Consider the following 17111-nt stretch of genomic DNA (forward strand, 5'->3'; position numbering starts at 1 on the left):
AGTTACGAACGATTGGTGGCGATGGCGCGCTGTGCCGAAGAACGTGCACGGCATGCGTTGTACGAGGCGCGTTCGCAGTTGAGGGCGTCTAGGTCTCGGCAGACAGATCGCTCTGTCTTGGCCTCGCAAGATGGTGTGCGTAGCGTGCGCTACGCTGAGAAGGGCTGAAGTTTGGTCCTGTATTCGGTATGATGAGCGTCGGTTGACAATGGTGTTGCCAGAGTTGCCGCCCCGCAAATCGCTCCATCTCCCGCGCCAGCAAAAGATGCGCGCTTCTTACGGTAAAAGTGACGGTAACGCCTTATGTTGATCACAGCCAATCCCTTTAACCACGCGGGTTTAGGCGACCTGTTGATGATCGAGTGGGAATGAGGCCCAATGGGTCAGGCGCCATGGCCTGACCCAGGATTTTTCCGTCGGGAATGCGATGAAAAGCTACTACCAAGTGCTCGGATTGCCTTCTTCCAAGGCGACGATTGAAGAAATCGAGGCGGCTCATCGTCGTCTGGCGGACGAATTCTCAGGCAATGCCGATTATATGAAAGCGGTCGGCGAGGCCTATGCCTGCCTGGGCGATCCGCAGCGGCGGGCCGAGTACGACAAGCGGCTGTTGCGTGACGAGTTGCGAGGCCAGGAGGTCCGTGCCACGGGAGGTGGCGGACTGAAATGGTTTGCTTTGCTCAGTTCGGGGGTGGCGGTTCTGGGTTATTACTATTCGACGCGTCCCATGCCGGAGCCGTCGGCAGTGCCGTCGATTGTTCCGGTGGTTGAGCCAGGACTCGGGCAGCCGCACGCAGTGAGTGATGATGTCGCCTCACCGGCGCTAGCGAGGGGAGCTGCACCCGATAAACAGCAGGAAGAAACGGTGGTGGTTCAGCAAACGCTGACGCGCACGACCCGTTTCGAGCGGCCAGCCAAAAAACCGGGTTTCGATGCCGAGTATCTTTCCTGGACGACCTATCTGGTCGTGGGAGGGCGGAGCAGAGGGTCGGGAGTGATGGTTGCCCCTGATCGGATAATGACCAATTGCCATGTGGTGGCTGGCAACGCCATGAGTGGTCTGATGGTCATCAATAGCGCGACACATGAGCGGGTCAAGGTCGACAAGTATTCCAAGCTCGAGGATGACGAGGATGTTTGCCTTCTGAGTGCGCCGGGTGCTCCATCGCATATTGCCGAATGGGGGCGTTCGGAAGCACTGGACCCCGGAGCGGTGACGCATACGGTCAGCTTCCCCGGCAACGAAGGGCTGACCTGGTCGACCGGGAAGCTCATCCGGCGTGAAATGCCTCTCGGTATGGAGGTTTTGCTGACCTCCAACTATTGTCGCCCAGGCGTATCGGGTGGCCCGCTTTTCGATGACGCAGGTCATTTGGTGGGTATCACCTCGGCCGGGCGCATGTATCGTGGAGGGGGCAGTGAATGCATGTCGCTGACCGCCGAAACGGCAAAGAAGGTTCTCTATAAGCCCATGGTGCCGATTGGGCTGGCACCGACGCAATACGACCCGGCGATGCTCAGACGATGAACGATGAATTTTTCATGCGCGAGGCGCTATCCCTGGCGCGTGCTGCGGAATGTCTCGGAGAGGTGCCTGTCGGTGCCATTGTAGTTCGTGAGGGCGTCATCGTGGGGCGTGGCTTCAACACGCCTATCGGGGAAAGCGATCCGACCGCGCATGCCGAAATTTCGGCGTTGCGCGATGCGGCACGGAATCTTGGCAACTACCGGCTTCCGGGGTGCGAATTGTTCGTGACGCTGGAACCATGCGCCATGTGCGCCGGCGCCATCATGCATGCCCGGATCAGTCGCGTGGTTTACGGGGCAAGAGATCCGAAAACCGGGGTGCACGGCAGTGTTGTTGACTTGTTCGGTGTCGAGCGCCTGAATCACCATGCAACGGTTGAGGGGGGGGTGCTGGCTGAGGAGTGCAGTACGCTGCTATCGGCTTTCTTCGCCAGCCGCCGCCGGAAAGCGTCATGAAACTACGGATATCAGTTGCCAGGCAGCAGATGAAGTTGGTGGACGACCGGGGCAACTTGCTGCGGGAATACCAGGTGTCGACAGCGCTGGCCGGTGTTGGGGAGGTTTCCGGGAGCTTTCAGACGCCGCGGGGCCTGCACGTCGTTCGGGCGAAGATCGGTAACGGACTGCCGGGAAATACGGTTTTCGTCCGGCGCCGGCCGACCGGCGAGCTCTGGACACCAGCGCTCAGCGAGCAATTCCCGGGCAGGGACTGGATACTGACGCGCATATTGTGGTTGTCCGGTTGTCAGCCCGGACACAATCGTCTGGGCTGCGTCGATACTATGCGGCGCTATATTTACATACACGGCAGTCCGGATACGGCCGAGATGGGGGTGCCGGGCTCGCACGGCTGCATCCGCATGCGCAACGCCGACATCGTCGAGTTGTTTGATCTGGTTCCCTGCTACACGCCGGTCGAGATCACCGAAGACTGAATCGCCTGGCCGTTGGGGCCGAAGGTTTTTTCGCAGATGAAAACGATGCCATCGTGGCGTAGCCAGGTCACGGTGGATGCCCGCGTACCATACTCCGCTGACCGGACGAAGATGGCGGACAGCAGGCGTTCCCATTCGAGGCTGACGCCGGTATTGGGCAATGCGTGGTCAGGAACGATTTCCGCATCGGCCAGCAATTCGAAAAGTGGCGATATGTCCGGTAATCTTGGCAGAGCAGCCGCGAAGCAGCGACGGGCCGTCACCAGCTTGGGCCAGGGGCTGTCGAGCAAATGATTCGACAGGCCGTAAATGCCCGGTGGCAGGCTTCGCGGCGGTCCGTCGCGATTGGTGCAGTAGACCAATTCCTCGCCATCGGCCAGCAAGAGGTTGAAGCCGGAATATTGCCGGTTGTCGAGCATCGCGGCATAGTCGCTGGCGGGTTGTTCGGAGGTCAGGAAGTTACGGGTCAGGGCGCCGCGGCTGAGCATGCCTTTCTCCGCACCCGGTTCCCGGATATTGGTAACGGCGGCGAAGCGTCCGGTGTTCGTCATCCCGAGCCAGGTTCCGCCGGCTTCGAGATCGCGCCCGCCGATGACATGGGGGGCATCCGGCCAGCGCGTTATTGCCGCGCTGGGACGTGCGTAGAATTCGTCGCGATTGGCGGCCACAACCAGCGGATAGTCCGGATGTACCCGCCAACCGACGACAATCAGGCACATGCCGGCGCTTAAGGATTGACCGCGTTTGCCTTGACGGCGGGGCCTTCCAGCGAACCGAGGCGAACGTTGCCCGAATAGTTCGACTGAACCACCGCCAGTGCAGCATAGCCACCGGCCGGGGAAGGCGCGGCGGTCATGACCGTGCCGCAGGACTGGTCGGGATTGTCGGGTGAATGCAGGGCATCGCCCGCCTTGAGCGGCACCTGGCTGTCGAGTCGATACAAATGCCGTTTGACCTTGCCGAGGTATTGCGTGCGGGCAACTACCTCCTGGCCGGGGTAGCAACCCTTGTGGAAGCTGACGCCGCCGATCTTTTCGAAATCGGCCATTTGCGGCACGAATTCTTCCTTGGTGGCCAGCGTGACGAGCGGGAAGGCGGCCTGGATATCGAGCCAGCGCCAGGCGGAGCATCCGGCCGGGCGTGCCTTGACGGTCAGCTTCTGCCATAGCGGAGCCATCTCGGACTCAGGGGCGACGATGATGAAGCGGGATGCATCGAGTCGGATGACCGCCGTATCGCCCTGCATTGCAGTGCTCATCGGCTCGCCAGGGCAGGGGAGGCCTGCATCGGCCAGCACTTCGCCGGCCTGTGGGCCGGCAAGGCCGAACATGAGCGCGCTGTCGGTCAGGGGGGTCAGCTTGACCTTGCTGCGCAGAACGAACATTTGCAGGCGTTTTTGGCTGGCTTCCTGAAGGTCGGAGGAGAGTGTCAGCAGATAGCGACCGTTCTGGCGCCAGACCAGAAAGCTGGCCTGCATGCGGCCCTTGGCCGTGCACCACCCCGCATGTTGCGCCTGCAACTCGCCGAGGTGGTTGACGTCGCTGGTGAATTGGCTGTGCAGGAAGGCCTTGGCGTCTTCGCCGGAGGCCTCGATCAGGGCGAGGTGGGTCAACGGGACGACGACCGTCCGCGTGCTTGCCGCCTGTAATTCGGCAGCGGCATCGCCAAAATGGAGAAGTTCGTTTGATTCGCCGTCGAACAGCGCTTCGGCTGATTCGAGAAAGCTGCGCCAGTGGGGATTCATGGGGGCTCCAGGTGGGGTTTCGGATATTATATCGCTCGTTCCAACGTGCTCGTTCTTCACGGGCAAGACCTGCTAGCTGCCGACGAGTTCCCGTGCGCTTACTGATCAAGTTTTTCCTGGCCTGCCTGTTGTTGCTTGCCGCTGCGGCGGGCGGCCTGTGGTGGTGGGCCAGCCAGCCGATGACCTTGCGGAGTTCTCCGCTCGACTTCCGGGTTGCCGCCGGCAGTTCCCTGCGCACGGCTATCGTCGACATGCGCGAGTCCGGTGTTGCGGTGAATTCGATCCTGCTGGCCCTGCTCGCGCGCGCCGGCCGGGCCGATACCGCGATCAAGGCGGGGAGCTATTCGATTAACGAGGGGACGACTCCGCGCCAACTGCTGGATAAATTGCTCAGGGGCAAGGTGACCCAGGGTGAATTGACACTGGTCGAAGGTTGGACCTTCCGTCAGTGGCGAGCAAGGCTCGACCGGCATCCGGATTTACGCCACGACACGGCCGGGTTGAGCGAAGCGCAGTTGCTCGATCGCTTGGGAATTCGCAGCTCGTCGCTGGAGGGCCAGCTTTTCCCGGATACCTACCTCTTCGACAAGCAATCCAGCGATCTCGACCTGCTCGCACGAGCGCATCGTGCCATGCGGCGCAAACTCGATGCCGAGTGGTCGCAGCGGCCGCAAGGCTTGCCCTACAGGTCGCCGCAGGAGGCGTTGATCATGGCCTCCATCATCGAGAAGGAAACCGGGCGCGAGGCAGATCGGTCTCTGGTGGCGGCAGTCTTTGTCAATCGCTTGCGCAAGGGTATGCTGCTGCAGACCGATCCGACGGTCATCTACGGGCTGGGCGATGGATTCGACGGCAACTTGCGCAAGCGCGATCTGCAAAGCGACAGTCCCTACAATACGTATATGCGAGCCGGCCTGCCGCCGTCGCCGATCGCCATGCCGGGATTGGCATCGCTGAAGGCCGCGCTGAATCCGGCGGCAACCGATGTGCTGTATTTCGTCGCGCGCGGCGATGGCAGCAGTGAATTTTCCCGGACGCTCGACGAGCACAACCGGGCGGTCAACAAATATCAGAGAGGTGGGAAGTGAAGGGCAAATTCATCACTTTCGAAGGAATCGACGGAGCCGGCAAGAGCAGTCACGTGGAATGGCTGGCGGAGGTGCTGCGGCAGCGAGGTCATGTCGTGCATGTGACGCGCGAGCCCGGAGGTACGCCGCTGGGTGAAAAGCTGCGCGAACTGCTGCTCAGTGAGCCGATGCATCTGGAAACCGAGACGCTGCTGATGTTTGCGGCACGGCGTGAGCATCTTGCACGGCTAATCGAGCCTGCACTGGCGCGAGGCGAATGGGTGGTGTGCGATCGGTTCAGCGATGCAACCTATGCTTACCAGGGGGGCGGGCGCGGACTGGATCGCGCCAAGTTCCTGACGCTGGAGCACTGGGTGCATGATCACCTGCAGCCGGATATGACCCTGCTCTTCGATCTGCCGCTCGATGTGGCGCGTGAGCGTATCGTCCTGGCCAATCGCGTGCTCGACAAGTTCGAGCAGGAGCGTGCCGATTTCCATGAGCGGGTACGGCAGGCCTACCTTGAGCGGGCTCACGTCAGTCCGGGCAGGTTCAGGGTGGTGGACGCCAATCGTCCTATGCATGATATTCGAAAACAACTTGAACAAATTGTTTCAACTATTTGTTTATGAATGTTATTGAGCTTCATCACAAAGTATGGTCCGGGCTGCAGGGGCGGCGGCAGCGCATGCCGCACTCCTTGCTGTTGATTGGTCAGAAAGGCTTGGGAAAGTTTGATCTTGCCCGCTGCTTTGCGGCCAGCCTGCTCTGTGAATCGCCCCTGGCCGATGGCATGGCCTGTGGGAAATGTTTGGCATGCAACTGGTTTGCTCAGGGGAATCACCCGGATTTTCGCCTTTTGCAGCCTGAAGCGTTGAGCGAAGACGTTGAGGCTGAAGACGGAAAGAAAAAACCCAGCCAGCAGATCACCATTGATCAGGTGCGCAGTCTCGATGAATTCTTCAATGTCGGTACTCATCGTGGCGGCTTGCGCATCGTGCTCGTCAATCCGACTGAGGCGATGAATCGGAATACAGCGAATTCAATTCTTAAAACACTTGAAGAACCTTCGCCAAGTACGTTGTTTTTAATGGTTTCAAGTGAGCCTATGCGCTTGTTGCCGACGATTCGTAGTCGTTGTCAGGTCGTGCCGGTACCGGTTCCGCTTGTCAAGGTGGCTGCCAGGGTTCTCGCCGACGAAGGTGTCGAGCGAGCCGAGCACTGGTTGGCGTTGGCGGGCGGGGCGCCGGGATTGGCGGTCGACATGGCCAATTCCGGACAGAATGCCTGGCTGGATTTGCTGGTCAGCCGGCTGGGGGCTGGGCGTGCGGCCGATCCCCTGGGTATGGCCACCGAGCTTGAAAAGGCGCTCAAGGACAGCAAGGGGAGGTTGTTGTTGAAGCAGGTGGTCGAGGCGTTTCAGAAATGGATGGTTGATTTGAATCTCGCCAGAAACGGCTTGCCGGTGCGTTATTTTCTGCAACATCAGGCCAAAATTTCGGGGCTGGCTGATATGATTCCGCCTGCACGCCTGATACAGTCGTATCGCGCAGCCATCAACCGTCGTCAGGAAGCAGAGCAGCCTCTCAATGCCCGCCTGTTTCTGGAAGGCCTCTTTCTGGAATATCGAGCCCTGTTTGCCAATTGATCAACAATGAGTGAAGCCAAACCCGCTCCGCAGCGTCCGAGCGTTCTCTCGCTGAACATCAATTCCAAGTCGGCGCTTTATGCGGCGTTCATGCCCCATCTGAAAGCCGGCGGCATCTTCATTCCGACGACGCGCAGCTACAAGATCGGAGACGAAGTCTTCATGCTTTTGTCGTTGATGGATGATCCCGCCAAGTTGCCGATTGCTGGTACAGTGGTCTGGGTGACACCCGCTGGTGCTCAAAATGGGCGGGCCCAGGGTATCGGCGTTCACTTCAACAATGACGAAAGCGGCCAGGAAGCGCGCCGCAAGATCGAAGGCTTGCTCGGTGGCGTCATGCAGTCTTCGCGCCCGACGCACACGCTTTGATCGACTGCATGCTGGTCGATTCTCACTGCCACCTGGATTTTCCCGACTTGGCCGGGCGGCTGCCCGAAGTTTTGCAGCGTATGCGCGAGAATCGGGTTGCCGCTGCTGTCTGCATCGGCGTCAATCTGGAAGATTTTCCGAAAGTGTTGGCGCTCGCCGAGAGTCAGTCCAATCTGTATGCGACGGTTGGCGTTCATCCTGAATCTACCGAGGTCGAGGAGCCGACGGTTGAGCGCCTCATTGCATTGGCCGCCCATCCCAAGGTGATTGGTATCGGTGAAACTGGGCTGGATTACTATTGGCACAAGGATAAGCCGGAGTGGCAGCGCGAGCGTTTCAGGAACCACATCCGCGCTGCGAGGACGTGCGGGAAGCCTTTGGTGGTGCATACCCGCGATTCGGCGGTCGATACCCTGCGTCTGATGGCGGAAGAAGGTGCCGATACGGTGGGCGGGGTGATGCACTGCTTTACGGAAGACTGGACGGTGGCAACCCAGGCGCTGGACCTCGGGTTTCATCTTTCCTTTTCGGGCATCGTCACGTTCAAGAATGCGCAGACCGTCAAGGATGTTGCACAAAAATGCCCGCTCGATCGTTTGCTGGTCGAGACCGATGCCCCATACCTGGCGCCGGTTCCCTATCGCGGCAAGCAAAACGAGCCGGCCTACGTTCGTTACGTTGCTGAGGAAATAGCCCGCTTGCGCTCCCTTTCGCTGGATGAGGTTGCGCAGGCGACGACAGAAAATTTTTCTCGTCTGTTCAAAATTCCCTGTACTCCCCGATGAACATGAAAAATACACTATTGAGCGCATTGCTGGCTTTGGCATTCTTTTCGAGTGCTCATGCGGCAACTTATGACGATTTGATCAGTGCTGCAAAAATGGGTGACAGGGGAGGGGTTGCGGAATTGGTGGCCAGAGGGGCGTCGGTCGATACCACGGATATCGATGGCAATACCTTGTTGATGCTGGCTGCACGTGATGGTCACGATGAACTGGTCGGCTACCTGATCGGTCAGCGTGCCAAGCTCAATGCGCGTAACTCGGCCGGCGATACGGCGTTGCGTCTTGCTGCCTTTCGCGGCCATCTGAAGGTGGTCGATCTGTTGATCAAGGCGGGAGCCCCCGTCAATATGAGCGGCTGGACGCCCGTCGCCTATGCAGCCTTCAGCGGCCACCTGGATATCGTCAAACGCCTCATCGAGGCGGGTGCGGATATCAATCTGCCGAGTGAAAACGGCACGACACCGCTGATTGCCGCGGCGCGCAGTGGTCATGCCAGTGTGGTCAAGCTGTTGCTTGAGAAAAAGGCCAATGTTGCATTGAAGCTGGATACTGGTGAGACAGCCTTGGATATTGCCCTCAAGGCCGGCAATACAGATATCGCATCGATGCTTCGCCAGGCTGGGGCGATGTCGGGTCGCACGGTAACGATCGAGGTACGCTAGCGACCTTGATGTTGGTCAAGGGGGCTTCCCGGGGCGTGCTCCGGGGGCGTATCTTGGTGTTTCTGTCTTCGCCAGCTGGTGGATTGCTATTCCGTGTCGCGGGATATGTTGCAGGCATCATAGTTGCCGCTAGGTGCGAATGGGCCGCCTTCGCCTGTTCCAAAATTTCCGTTGTTTGTATCGAAACTGCCGGGGGCTAGTAGTCTAGCGGACGATTGCCGTGATGATGTCGATGTCACGCTCGCTGGATTTTTTTTCGTTGGCTCCCGGTGTTTTTTTATTCGTCGCAACCGTTTGGTTTACAGAAGGTTTGCGCTTGGCCTGCTCAGTCTTTTGTGTCGAGGTCGAGGCTGCCTTGTTGGATGGGCTTTGCGGCAGCTGCGGATGCTTCGCGTCGGCAAGGCCGGTTCGGAGTGGTTTTTCATTTGCCGCGGGTTGCGCGGTTTTCTGGTCGGTGGTGCCTGTTTTTTGGGTCTCCTCGCGAATTGTCGCGGCAAGAGGCGTTGCTGGCATGGCCGGCGAAGCAGGCGTTCTTATGCTGTCCGTCGAGGAATTCGCAGGGGTTTCCTTGGGGGCTGCCGCTCCGGTCGGTGGTGTTGAGGCTTGCTGGGTCGAGGTGGGTTTTGCTTCGGCTGGCGCCGGTTGCGTTGCTGATCGAGTGGCGATCCAGTAAGCACTTCCCAGGGCGAGCAATGCCACCCCACTCCAAATGACAGGTTTGCGCAGCAAGGGCTCGGAGTGCAATTTTGCGTACTGAGGGTCCAGGTCTTTCAGGATGCTCATCGTGGCTCTTTGGTATGTTCAGGGAATATCTAAATCGGTTGTTAAGTGATTTATTGTCGATTGCATCAACAATTATAAACAGACCTTCATAAGTTCATAAAGAAAACCATTTGTATTAAAATAGTACAGATGACTAATGCCACGATTTGTGCGCTGCATTTGGGGCGCGCGATGCATGGCGGTTTATGAAGGTTGTGCGTGGTCGCTGCTACGGTATTTGTCTATTTCCTGGTTGTGGTGCTAGGGGTCGTGCTGGTTGTTTTTCCGGCCCAGCGAGAGCGCATGCTTGCGTTGTTCTCGTTGATGCTCGGCGTCGGGGTGCTTCCTTTTGCACGGAAGGCCGGCCGCTGCATTGTCGGGGTTATGGATGTCGGTCGGAAGGCCAGGGGTTCATTTCGCGGGGTCGGGCGCTTTGCAGTAGAAAATCCTGTTCTGGCTGCTGGCGCCTTGTTCCTGTTGGGGGCTCCTTCGTTGCTGGCTCTGGCAGTGCATCGGCCGGCGGTATTTGATTTTTACGAAGCTGGCCGTACAACCGATCGCCAGATTGCTGTGCTGCTGGAAGGTGAGCAGCTTGTTCCGCCGCCGCCATTGCCGCCAGAGGTTTTTACAACCCGCGAAGTTGAAATGGTTCGTCCGGATGCGATCCATGCCAGTCGCAATTGGGGCTTGCTCGATGCGGAGTTTACGCAGCGCCTGCTGGTTGTTTACAAGTTGATGAAGGAGCGCCATGGCTACGAGATGGTTCTCATCGAAGGGTATCGAAGTCCGGAGCGCCAGGCTCGACTGTTTGAACAGGGGGCGCATGTGACGCAGGCCGGGGCGAATATGAGCTACCACCAATATGGCTTGGCCGCGGATTCAGCCTTTTTCAAGGACGGGAAGGTTTTGATATCCGAGCGCGATCCCTGGGTCATGCGGGGTTACCAGCTTTACGGTGAAGTCGCCGCGCAGGTGGGGCTGACCTGGGGCGGCAACTGGAAGATGCAGGATTACGGGCACGTCGAACTTCGACGGCCTGGGGTTCTTGGTCGGGCAGCGGCGCAATGAGTGCGCTGCCGCAATGGGCATTGATGTAAACCGAGAGGCATTTGATGAGCAGACCGTTTATTGTGCTGGGCGACAAGACCGATCATGGCGGGGTCGTCATTTCGGCTTCCGAAACCAGCGATTGCAACGGCAAAGGCGTGGCGAGAGTAGGCGACAAGGTGACTTGTCCCAAGAAAGGGCACGGCAACGTGACCACGATCGTTACCGGTGATGCGACAGCATTGATCGATGGTCGTCCGGCGGCTCGTCATGGCGACAAGACCGCCTGTGGAGCGACGCTGATTGCCAGCCAGTCGCTGACGACCGATTGATCAGGCAGGCGGCAAGATGTGGCCTACGGCATTGAAGCTTTTGGGGGGCAGCCTGCTGACCCTGGCATTGGTCTGGGCATTGGTGCTTGGCTGGTGGCAGTCCAACGACTATGAGCCGAGCAAGCTTGATCTCGGCCTGTACCTGGTTGCGTTACCTCTGGCGCTGGTTGGCGGCTATCTCCTGTTGCGAGGTTTCATCGATCATTTGAAGTCGCCGTCGGCGCCTTCACTGCCCGCGGCTCCGGTCTTGCGTGACGACGATCCGTTGGTGCTGGCGACGGCGAAATCCGAGGCGGCGGAGCGCAGCTTCATGATCGGCGTCATTGATGGCTTTGTCGTTACTTCGGCAGGTGGGGCGGCCGATGAGACACTCAGCGCCACCGAGGAAGGCAAGCGGCCGGAACCCAGTGCGCGCTTGACCGACGAGTCGGGCTTTCCGGTATTCCTGGCCGAGGTGCCGGATCTCGATGTCGATGCGACGATTGAACGTAGCTTGAATCATGCCCTCCCGTTGGGTGACTTGTCTGCTCACGAGCAGATCATGCGTTCGTTGTCGCTGCTCGAACGGTTGTTAGACATGGTGAACGACAGGCTGCCTGAATCTCTCGAACGAGTGGGTGTTTCGCCCACCCTCAGGGTGGCCTTGGTGGTGCCCGCTACCTGGAAAAGTATGGACTTGACGGCCATCAAGGCCTGGCTGCAGGCTGGCGTGCCTGCGCTATCGGAACAGAACACGCCGGATATCTCCATCGTGCCGGTAAGCAACGAACTCGAGGCAATGCAGGTATTGGATGAGATCAATCTGCGCATCAATCGCGATCCATCAAGCCAGGAGTTGACCCTGCTGCTTGGTGTTGTGTCGGGTGTCGATGAGCAGAGCGTTGCACAAAGACTCAGCGGCAATCGGCTGTTTACGTCCGAGCATCAGGAGCGGCAGATACCCGGCGAGGGCGGGGTCGCTTTGTTGCTCGCCGGCAAAACACTGATAGATCGATGCCGGCTGGAGAATTGCGCCATGATTTCCCGGGTCAGCATGGGATCTCGCGACAAACCCGTCGATGCCGGAGGGCGGGTGAGCGGCAAACTGATCGGTCAACTGACGGCCGGCTTGCTTGATGTAACCGGGATAGAGCATTCGGCCATCAAAACGGCTCTTCTCGATACCGATCATCGCGCCAATAACCTGATGGAAGCCCTGGACGGGCTGGGGCAGGATTTCGACCACCTTGATCCGGTCAAGGATTGCCTGGCCATCGGTGCGAGTACAGGCGATCTGTCACCCATTGGCGGGCTGGTGGCCCTGGCCTGCGCCAAGGTAAGGGTTCTTGCCACCGAGGCGCCCGCATTATGCATCAGCAATCAACATCACCTCGGACGCGCTGCGCTTCTCGCGCTACCCGTCCCGATAGAGGCCGAAGCCAATCCCCACAGCATTTGAGTAAAGCACAATCACGATGTCCCAGCTCCGCAACTTACTGACCGATTCCCGGTTTCTTTCCTTCATGGGTGTGGCTGCCGTAGCAGCCTTCTTCTTTCTGGGTGCAACAACGCTCAAGGTGGCGATGATCTGGGCGGTACTCGCCAGCCTGGTGGTTTTGGCTTTGTGGGGTGGCGTCTGGCTTTACCGTCGCCACAAATCACGCAGGGCCAGCGAAGCCATCGGTTCGATGCTCGAGCAGCAGGCCGATTCGGCAGCCAAGCGGGGTACTGGTGCTGCAGTGGCGGAGATTCAGGCACTCAAGCAACGCATGCAGGAGGCGGTCAAGACGATCAAGACTTCCAAGCTCGGTCAGATGTCGGGAGCGGAGGCGCTTTACGAGCTTCCGTGGTACATGACCATTGGCAATCCGGCGGCCGGAAAGAGTACGGCGGTGGTGAATTCCGGATTGAAATTTCCTTTCGACGACGGCGGCGATGCCATCATCAAGGGGATCGGGGGGACACGAAACTGCGACTGGTTTTTTACCACGGAGGGTATCCTGCTTGATACCGCCGGACGTTATTCCGTGCATGAGGAGGATCGCGAAGAGTGGCTGGGCTTTCTTGGGTTGTTGAAAAAGCACCGGCCGCGTGCGCCGATCAACGGCATCATCGTGACGGTCAGCATTGGCGAGTTGATGGGGAATTCGCCGAGTTTCGCGATCAACCTGGCTAAAAACCTTCGCCAGCGGGTGCAGGAGCTGACGGAAAAGCTGGAGGTGTTTGCACCGGTCTATGTGCTTTTCACCAAGGTCGATCTGATCCCCGGCTTTCACGAGTTTTTCCTGGACCTCGACTGGAATGAGCGCGACCGTGTCTGGGGAGCGACGATTCCCTACGAGCAGGCCGGCGGCAACGAATTGATCGCGCTATTCGACCGGCACTTCGACGAGCTATACGAGGGGCTGCGCGCGATGAGCGTGGCCCAGATGTCCCGACTGCAAAGCGAAAACACACCGCCCGGGCTGCTCACCTTCCCATCTGAATTCGCGGCGGTCAAGCCAGCGCTCAAGGCATTCATTGCCACCTTGTTCGAAGACAATCCGTTCCAGTTCAAGCCGATTTTCCGCGGCTTCTACATTACCTCCGCCACGCAGACCAACGATATCAAGCCGGCGGTCAACGACCGCATCCTGCGGAAATTCTCGTTGCAGGGCGCCGGCAACGGTCAGGTCCGTACCGCGCTTAGCCACGGGTACTTTCTCAAGGAATTGTTCTCCAAGGTGATCTTCCCGGATCGCAATCTGGTTCGCCAGCATACGACCCGGAACAAGGCACGCCTGCGCCAGTTCGCCGTGCTGGGCGCGCTGTGTTGCCTGGGACTGGCACTGGGAGGCTGGAGTTGGTCATACGTCAACAACCGCACTCTGCTCGCCAACGTCGAACAGGACGTAGCCAAGGCGATCAAGCTGCAGGAGGGGCGGATCGACTTGCAATCCCGCCTAGAGGCCCTGGAAATCATCCAGGATCGCCTGGCGCAGCTCGAGCAATTCAACAGCGAACATCCCGTCTCCATCGGACTCGGCATTTATCAAGGAGAGCGGATAGCCGATCACCTGCGCCGCGAGTATTTCTCCGGGGTCGGCAATGTCATGCTGCTGCCGGTCAAGGAAAATCTCGAGGCCTTCCTCAACGAGGTCAACGCCCAGGGCGATCGTCTCAAGCCGCAGCCTGCCGGGGCCGCCAAGCCGGTGCGCAACAAGCAGTACAAGGATGCTTCGCCGGCCGATGTCGAGGACGGGTACAACGCGCTGAAGACCTATCTCATGCTCTCCAGTCGCGACCATGTCGATGTCGGGCATTTGTCCGACCAGGTCACCCGTTTCTGGCGCGGCTGGCTCGAGGCCAATCGTGGAACCATGACGCGTGAGCAGATGATCCGTTCGGCTGGCCGCATTCTCACCTTCCATCTCGAGCATGCAACGCATCCCGATTGGCCGACCATCGCCAATAATCTGGTTCTCGTCGACGAGGTGCGCGACAAGTTGCGTCAGGTAGTGCGCGGGATGCCCGCAGCCGAGCGCGTTTATGCCGAAATCAAGGCGCGTGCCTCGACCCGCTTTGCGCCATTGACGGTCGCCAACATCGTCGGCCCCGACAATGCGGCGTTGGTGGCCGGCGGCCACGTGGTTTCCGGCGCATTTACCGTCGAGGCGTGGCGCGAGTACGTGCAAAACGCGATCAAGGATGCGGCGACGAACGAGCAAAGCAATGCCGACTGGGTGCTTCAGACGTCCACGAAGGACGACCTTACCTTGGAAGGCAGCCCCGAGCAGATTCAGAAGTCTCTGGTCGCCATGTACAAACGCGACTACACCGAAGAGTGGAAGTTGTTCGTCCAAGGCATCAGCGTGGCGTCTTTCGAAACCTTTCCGGAAGCCGTTGCGGCCATGGATCGCCTGGGCGATCCCCAGATGTCGCCGGTGGGTACGCTGATCAAGGTGGTTTTCGACCAAACGGCATGGGACAACCCGGCCATGGCAAACCTCGGACTGGAGCGTGCGCAGAAGGGCTTTGTCGAGTGGTTCAAGCGTTCCATCCTGCAAATGTCGCCGAGTCGCGTTCAATTGGATGTCAACGTTTCAGCCAAGCAGACCGAGATTCCGATGGGGCCGATTGGCAAGGAGTTTGCCGGCTTCGGGCGCCTGGTTATTCCGCGCGACAAGGCGGACCCTCTGGTCGACACATACCTCAAACAGCTTTCCCGGGTCAGAACTCGCCTGAATCAGCTCAAGAACCAAGGGGATCCGGGGCCGGGTTCGCTGAAGCTGATGCGTGAAACGATTGACGGCAATGGGTCCGAAATGGCCGAGACGCTGCGCTTTGTCGATGAGCAGATGCTGACCGGCCTTCCCGACAATCAGCGCGCCGTTCTGCGTCCGCTGCTGGTCAGGCCCTTGCTTCAGTCCTACGCGGCGATTATCAAGCCAGCATCGGAGGAGCTGAACAAGACCTGGGAGGCCCAGGTGTTCGAGCCTTTCAACCGCAAACTGGCAATCAAGTACCCCTTTGCCGCGAAGTCGAATATCGAGGCCTCGCCCACCGAGATCGCCCAGATGTTCGGTCCGGAAGGCGCGATATCCAAGTACGTCGAATCCTCGATGGGGGCGCTGGTCGTTCGCCGTGGCAACACCATCACGCCGCGCACATGGGGTGATCTGGGTATTACCCTGCAGCCTGAGTTCATGAACGATTTCGCCCGCTGGGTGTCGCCGCTTGATGGTGGCGCGGCGGCCGATTCCGGTGGAGGCGCCGCGGCCCAGGCGCAGACGGTTTTCATGCTCCGGCCGCAAGCGGCACCGGGAACGACCGGGTATGTCATCGAAATCGATGGCCAGAAACTGAACTACCGTAACGGCGTGGCGCAATGGGCCAATTTCGTCTGGCCGAATGCAGCAGGGGTCCCCGGTGCCAAGATCGTAGCCACCACGTTCGAAGGACGTATTGTCGAAGTCGTGAATATTCCGGGACGTTTCGGACTTGAGAAAATGATCAATTCCGCCAAGCGTACCCGCTTGCCGGATGGTTCGTTCCACTTGACGTGGTTGGCGGAAGGGGTCGAAGTCGGCATTGACCTCAAGGTGGTCAGCAGTGCTCAAGTTCAATCGGGCGGCGGCGAGAGCGGTTCGGGCGCACGCGGTCTGGCGGGTCTGGTGCTGCCACGGAGCGTGGCGGTCGGCAAGGTCGGCAAGCCGGCCGAGCAGGCAGCCGAGTCGGCCGGGCCGCAGGCGACGGACAGTCAGTCCGCCAAGCTTGCCGGAGGCATGCAATGAGCGGCATGGCGAATTCTTCGGCGACCTGCTTCGGCAAGATTCCCTCGCGTGGCGATTTCGTCAAAGGGTCAGGGCAACACCAGTTGATCACCGTACTGGACCGCTGGGTATCCCAGGGCATGGAGCGCCTGTCAGAGGATCCGCGCTGGAAAACGGCCTACGATAACGCCTGTGCTATCGATTTTGCCTTTGTCGGTGCGCGCAGCAGGCTTTCGGTCGTCGGGCATTTGCGGCCAAGTCTGGATTCTTCGGGGCGTCGCTTTCCCTTCATCGTGGCTGCAACCATCGAGCGCGACGACGCCTTGATTTTTCGTTGTGCCCCGGCAGGACTTTCCCATTCGTTCGGGGCGCTGGCAGCCATTTCGGAGACCGGCGTTCGCGGCGGCGAGGTTGCCGCCCTAATGGGCGAACTGGACGGTGTCAACTGCGCCGCCGATTTCGAAACGGCCATGCAAAGCGATCCGCTTGGCAATTTCGTCCGGAGAAACAGCCTGGAATCGCTCGCCAGCTTGATCGGCGCACCGGACGTTGATTCCGTGCGCCGGATCATTCTGGCCATTGGCTTGTTGATGCGTCCCGCACTCGGACAGGGCGATCTTGCCATCGACAAGGAAATCGTTTTCCCCTTGCCTGCCGACGAGCGCAACCGGAATCTGGTGGCCGGCCTATGGCTTTACCTGCTAACGGCCTTTCTGCGCCGTACGATGGTCGAGTTGCAGGTCATCATCGAGCGGCGTGCCGACAAGCCGAGGCTGATCATCGGGTTCAACGGTTCCTCTCCGGCAACCCTGGTGGCCGCCTTGTCGCCCGATACCTCGGCCGACCGGGTCATTGCCCTGTTCGATCCGGAGTGGATCGAAGATCAGGCGGAGATCGTCAACGACTACGGTGTTGCCAAACTTTCCTCCTATCTGGCCCAGCCGCATGTTTCCTTGGAACAGGCTGTTTCTACCTTCCGCGAAGTATTTCTGGGCGAATGAT

The 17111-nt window shown here is 59.4% G+C and carries 17 protein-coding genes; 14 read left to right on the top strand and 3 right to left on the bottom strand.

The annotated features are described in order from the left end of the window. Positions 1 to 427 precede the first annotated feature (427 nt). Genes F1002_RS09120 through F1002_RS09130 form a run of 3 tightly spaced genes read left to right on the top strand, consistent with a single transcriptional unit; the run spans position 428 to position 2462 of the window. The gene (locus F1002_RS09120) at positions 428 to 1528 is read left to right on the top strand and encodes a trypsin-like peptidase domain-containing protein (RefSeq protein ID WP_150428728.1); all 1101 of its coding nucleotides are present in this window, start codon (positions 428 to 430) and stop codon (positions 1526 to 1528) included. Further along, positions 1525 to 1983 carry a tRNA adenosine(34) deaminase TadA gene (gene tadA / locus F1002_RS09125; protein WP_150428729.1) on the top strand — a complete coding sequence of 153 codons (459 nt, stop codon included), beginning with the start codon at positions 1525 to 1527 and terminating at the stop codon, positions 1981 to 1983. The genes F1002_RS09120 and tadA overlap by 4 nt, the downstream gene beginning before the upstream one ends. Beyond that, a complete protein-coding gene (locus F1002_RS09130) occupies positions 1980 to 2462 on the top strand; it encodes a L,D-transpeptidase (RefSeq protein ID WP_150428730.1) in 483 nt (160 codons plus the stop codon). Before tadA ends, F1002_RS09130 begins: the two co-directional genes overlap by 4 nt. Here F1002_RS09130 and F1002_RS09135 read toward each other — a convergent pair. Then, positions 2432 to 3181 (bottom strand): NRDE family protein, encoded by a 750-nt coding sequence (locus tag F1002_RS09135; protein WP_150428731.1) that lies wholly within the window; start codon positions 3179 to 3181, stop codon positions 2432 to 2434. The two genes, F1002_RS09130 and F1002_RS09135, sit on opposite strands and share 31 nt — an antisense overlap. 8 nt (positions 3182 to 3189) lie before the next feature. After that, positions 3190 to 4206 carry a folate-binding protein YgfZ gene (locus F1002_RS09140; RefSeq protein ID WP_150428732.1) on the bottom strand — a complete coding sequence of 339 codons (1017 nt, stop codon included), beginning with the start codon at positions 4204 to 4206 and terminating at the stop codon, positions 3190 to 3192. Between the two features lie 92 nt (positions 4207 to 4298). Between F1002_RS09140 and mltG the strand changes: the two genes are divergently transcribed. From mltG to F1002_RS09170, 6 genes are read left to right on the top strand one after another with little or no spacing between them, the layout of a single operon-like run. Continuing rightward, positions 4299 to 5294, top strand: a complete 996-nt coding sequence (mltG, locus tag F1002_RS09145; RefSeq protein ID WP_223879523.1) for an endolytic transglycosylase MltG — start codon at positions 4299 to 4301, stop codon at positions 5292 to 5294. Then, complete coding sequence (tmk, locus tag F1002_RS09150) at positions 5291 to 5905, top strand: dTMP kinase (RefSeq protein WP_150428733.1); 615 nt, start codon at positions 5291 to 5293, stop codon at positions 5903 to 5905. Before mltG ends, tmk begins: the two co-directional genes overlap by 4 nt. 56 nt (positions 5906 to 5961) lie before the next feature. After that, positions 5962 to 6921 carry a DNA polymerase III subunit delta' gene (gene holB / locus F1002_RS09155; protein WP_223879524.1) on the top strand — a complete coding sequence of 320 codons (960 nt, stop codon included), beginning with the start codon at positions 5962 to 5964 and terminating at the stop codon, positions 6919 to 6921. Positions 6922 to 6927: 6 nt separating this feature from the next. After that, positions 6928 to 7290 (top strand): PilZ domain-containing protein, encoded by a 363-nt coding sequence (locus F1002_RS09160; protein WP_150428735.1) that lies wholly within the window; start codon positions 6928 to 6930, stop codon positions 7288 to 7290. A gap of 8 nt (positions 7291 to 7298) precedes the next feature. Continuing rightward, on the top strand, positions 7299 to 8075 hold the full coding sequence (locus F1002_RS09165) for a TatD family hydrolase (protein ID WP_150428736.1): 777 nt from the start codon (positions 7299 to 7301) through the stop codon (positions 8073 to 8075). Positions 8076 to 8077: 2 nt separating this feature from the next. After that, positions 8078 to 8737, top strand: a complete 660-nt coding sequence (locus tag F1002_RS09170; protein ID WP_191090352.1) for an ankyrin repeat domain-containing protein — start codon at positions 8078 to 8080, stop codon at positions 8735 to 8737. 204 nt (positions 8738 to 8941) lie between these two features. On the opposite strand, the gene F1002_RS09175 is transcribed toward F1002_RS09170, so the two are convergent. Further along, complete coding sequence (locus tag F1002_RS09175; RefSeq protein ID WP_150428738.1) at positions 8942 to 9520, bottom strand: hypothetical protein; 579 nt, start codon at positions 9518 to 9520, stop codon at positions 8942 to 8944. A 198-nt stretch (positions 9521 to 9718) separates the two neighbouring features. Here F1002_RS09175 and F1002_RS09180 point away from each other — a divergent pair, with 198 nt between their 5' ends. Genes F1002_RS09180 through tagF form a run of 5 tightly spaced genes read left to right on the top strand, consistent with a single transcriptional unit; the run spans position 9719 to position 17110 of the window. Beyond that, positions 9719 to 10567, top strand: coding sequence for a M15 family metallopeptidase (locus F1002_RS09180; protein ID WP_191090353.1), 849 nt, complete (start codon positions 9719 to 9721; stop codon positions 10565 to 10567). Between the two features lie 44 nt (positions 10568 to 10611). Beyond that, on the top strand, positions 10612 to 10878 hold the full coding sequence (locus F1002_RS09185; RefSeq protein ID WP_150428739.1) for a PAAR domain-containing protein: 267 nt from the start codon (positions 10612 to 10614) through the stop codon (positions 10876 to 10878). A gap of 16 nt (positions 10879 to 10894) precedes the next feature. After that, entirely contained in the window at positions 10895 to 12316 is a 1422-nt protein-coding gene (locus F1002_RS09190; RefSeq protein ID WP_150428740.1) for a hypothetical protein, read from the top strand. 16 nt (positions 12317 to 12332) lie between these two features. After that, positions 12333 to 16130 carry a type VI secretion system membrane subunit TssM gene (tssM, locus tag F1002_RS09195; protein WP_150428741.1) on the top strand — a complete coding sequence of 1266 codons (3798 nt, stop codon included), beginning with the start codon at positions 12333 to 12335 and terminating at the stop codon, positions 16128 to 16130. Next, positions 16127 to 17110 carry a type VI secretion system-associated protein TagF gene (tagF, locus tag F1002_RS09200; protein ID WP_150428742.1) on the top strand — a complete coding sequence of 328 codons (984 nt, stop codon included), beginning with the start codon at positions 16127 to 16129 and terminating at the stop codon, positions 17108 to 17110. Before tssM ends, tagF begins: the two co-directional genes overlap by 4 nt. The last annotated feature ends 1 nt before the right edge of the window (position 17111 follow it).

It is taken from the genome of Dechloromonas sp. CZR5 (assembly GCF_008711155.1).
In the GTDB taxonomy this organism is placed as follows: Bacteria; Pseudomonadota; Gammaproteobacteria; order Burkholderiales; family Rhodocyclaceae; genus Azonexus.

What these genes read in the sequence shown, in the direction of transcription:
- F1002_RS09140 (WP_150428732.1), bottom strand. Translation starts at nt 4,206, where the DNA reads ATGAATCCCCACTGGCGCAGCTTTCTCGAATCAGCCGAAGCGCTGTTC.
- F1002_RS09130 (WP_150428730.1), top strand. Translation starts at nt 1,980, where the DNA reads ATGAAACTACGGATATCAGTTGCCAGGCAGCAGATGAAGTTGGTGGAC.
- F1002_RS09170 (WP_191090352.1), top strand. Translation starts at nt 8,078, where the DNA reads ATGAAAAATACACTATTGAGCGCATTGCTGGCTTTGGCATTCTTTTCG.
- tadA (WP_150428729.1), top strand. Translation starts at nt 1,525, where the DNA reads ATGAACGATGAATTTTTCATGCGCGAGGCGCTATCCCTGGCGCGTGCT.
- F1002_RS09135 (WP_150428731.1), bottom strand. Translation starts at nt 3,181, where the DNA reads ATGTGCCTGATTGTCGTCGGTTGGCGGGTACATCCGGACTATCCGCTG.
- holB (WP_223879524.1), top strand. Translation starts at nt 5,962, where the DNA reads ATGCCGCACTCCTTGCTGTTGATTGGTCAGAAAGGCTTGGGAAAGTTT.
- F1002_RS09190 (WP_150428740.1), top strand. Translation starts at nt 10,895, where the DNA reads ATGTGGCCTACGGCATTGAAGCTTTTGGGGGGCAGCCTGCTGACCCTG.
- tssM (WP_150428741.1), top strand. Translation starts at nt 12,333, where the DNA reads ATGTCCCAGCTCCGCAACTTACTGACCGATTCCCGGTTTCTTTCCTTC.
- tagF (WP_150428742.1), top strand. Translation starts at nt 16,127, where the DNA reads ATGAGCGGCATGGCGAATTCTTCGGCGACCTGCTTCGGCAAGATTCCC.
- F1002_RS09120 (WP_150428728.1), top strand. Translation starts at nt 428, where the DNA reads ATGAAAAGCTACTACCAAGTGCTCGGATTGCCTTCTTCCAAGGCGACG.
- F1002_RS09185 (WP_150428739.1), top strand. Translation starts at nt 10,612, where the DNA reads ATGAGCAGACCGTTTATTGTGCTGGGCGACAAGACCGATCATGGCGGG.
- F1002_RS09165 (WP_150428736.1), top strand. Translation starts at nt 7,299, where the DNA reads ATGCTGGTCGATTCTCACTGCCACCTGGATTTTCCCGACTTGGCCGGG.
- F1002_RS09175 (WP_150428738.1), bottom strand. Translation starts at nt 9,520, where the DNA reads ATGAGCATCCTGAAAGACCTGGACCCTCAGTACGCAAAATTGCACTCC.
- F1002_RS09160 (WP_150428735.1), top strand. Translation starts at nt 6,928, where the DNA reads ATGAGTGAAGCCAAACCCGCTCCGCAGCGTCCGAGCGTTCTCTCGCTG.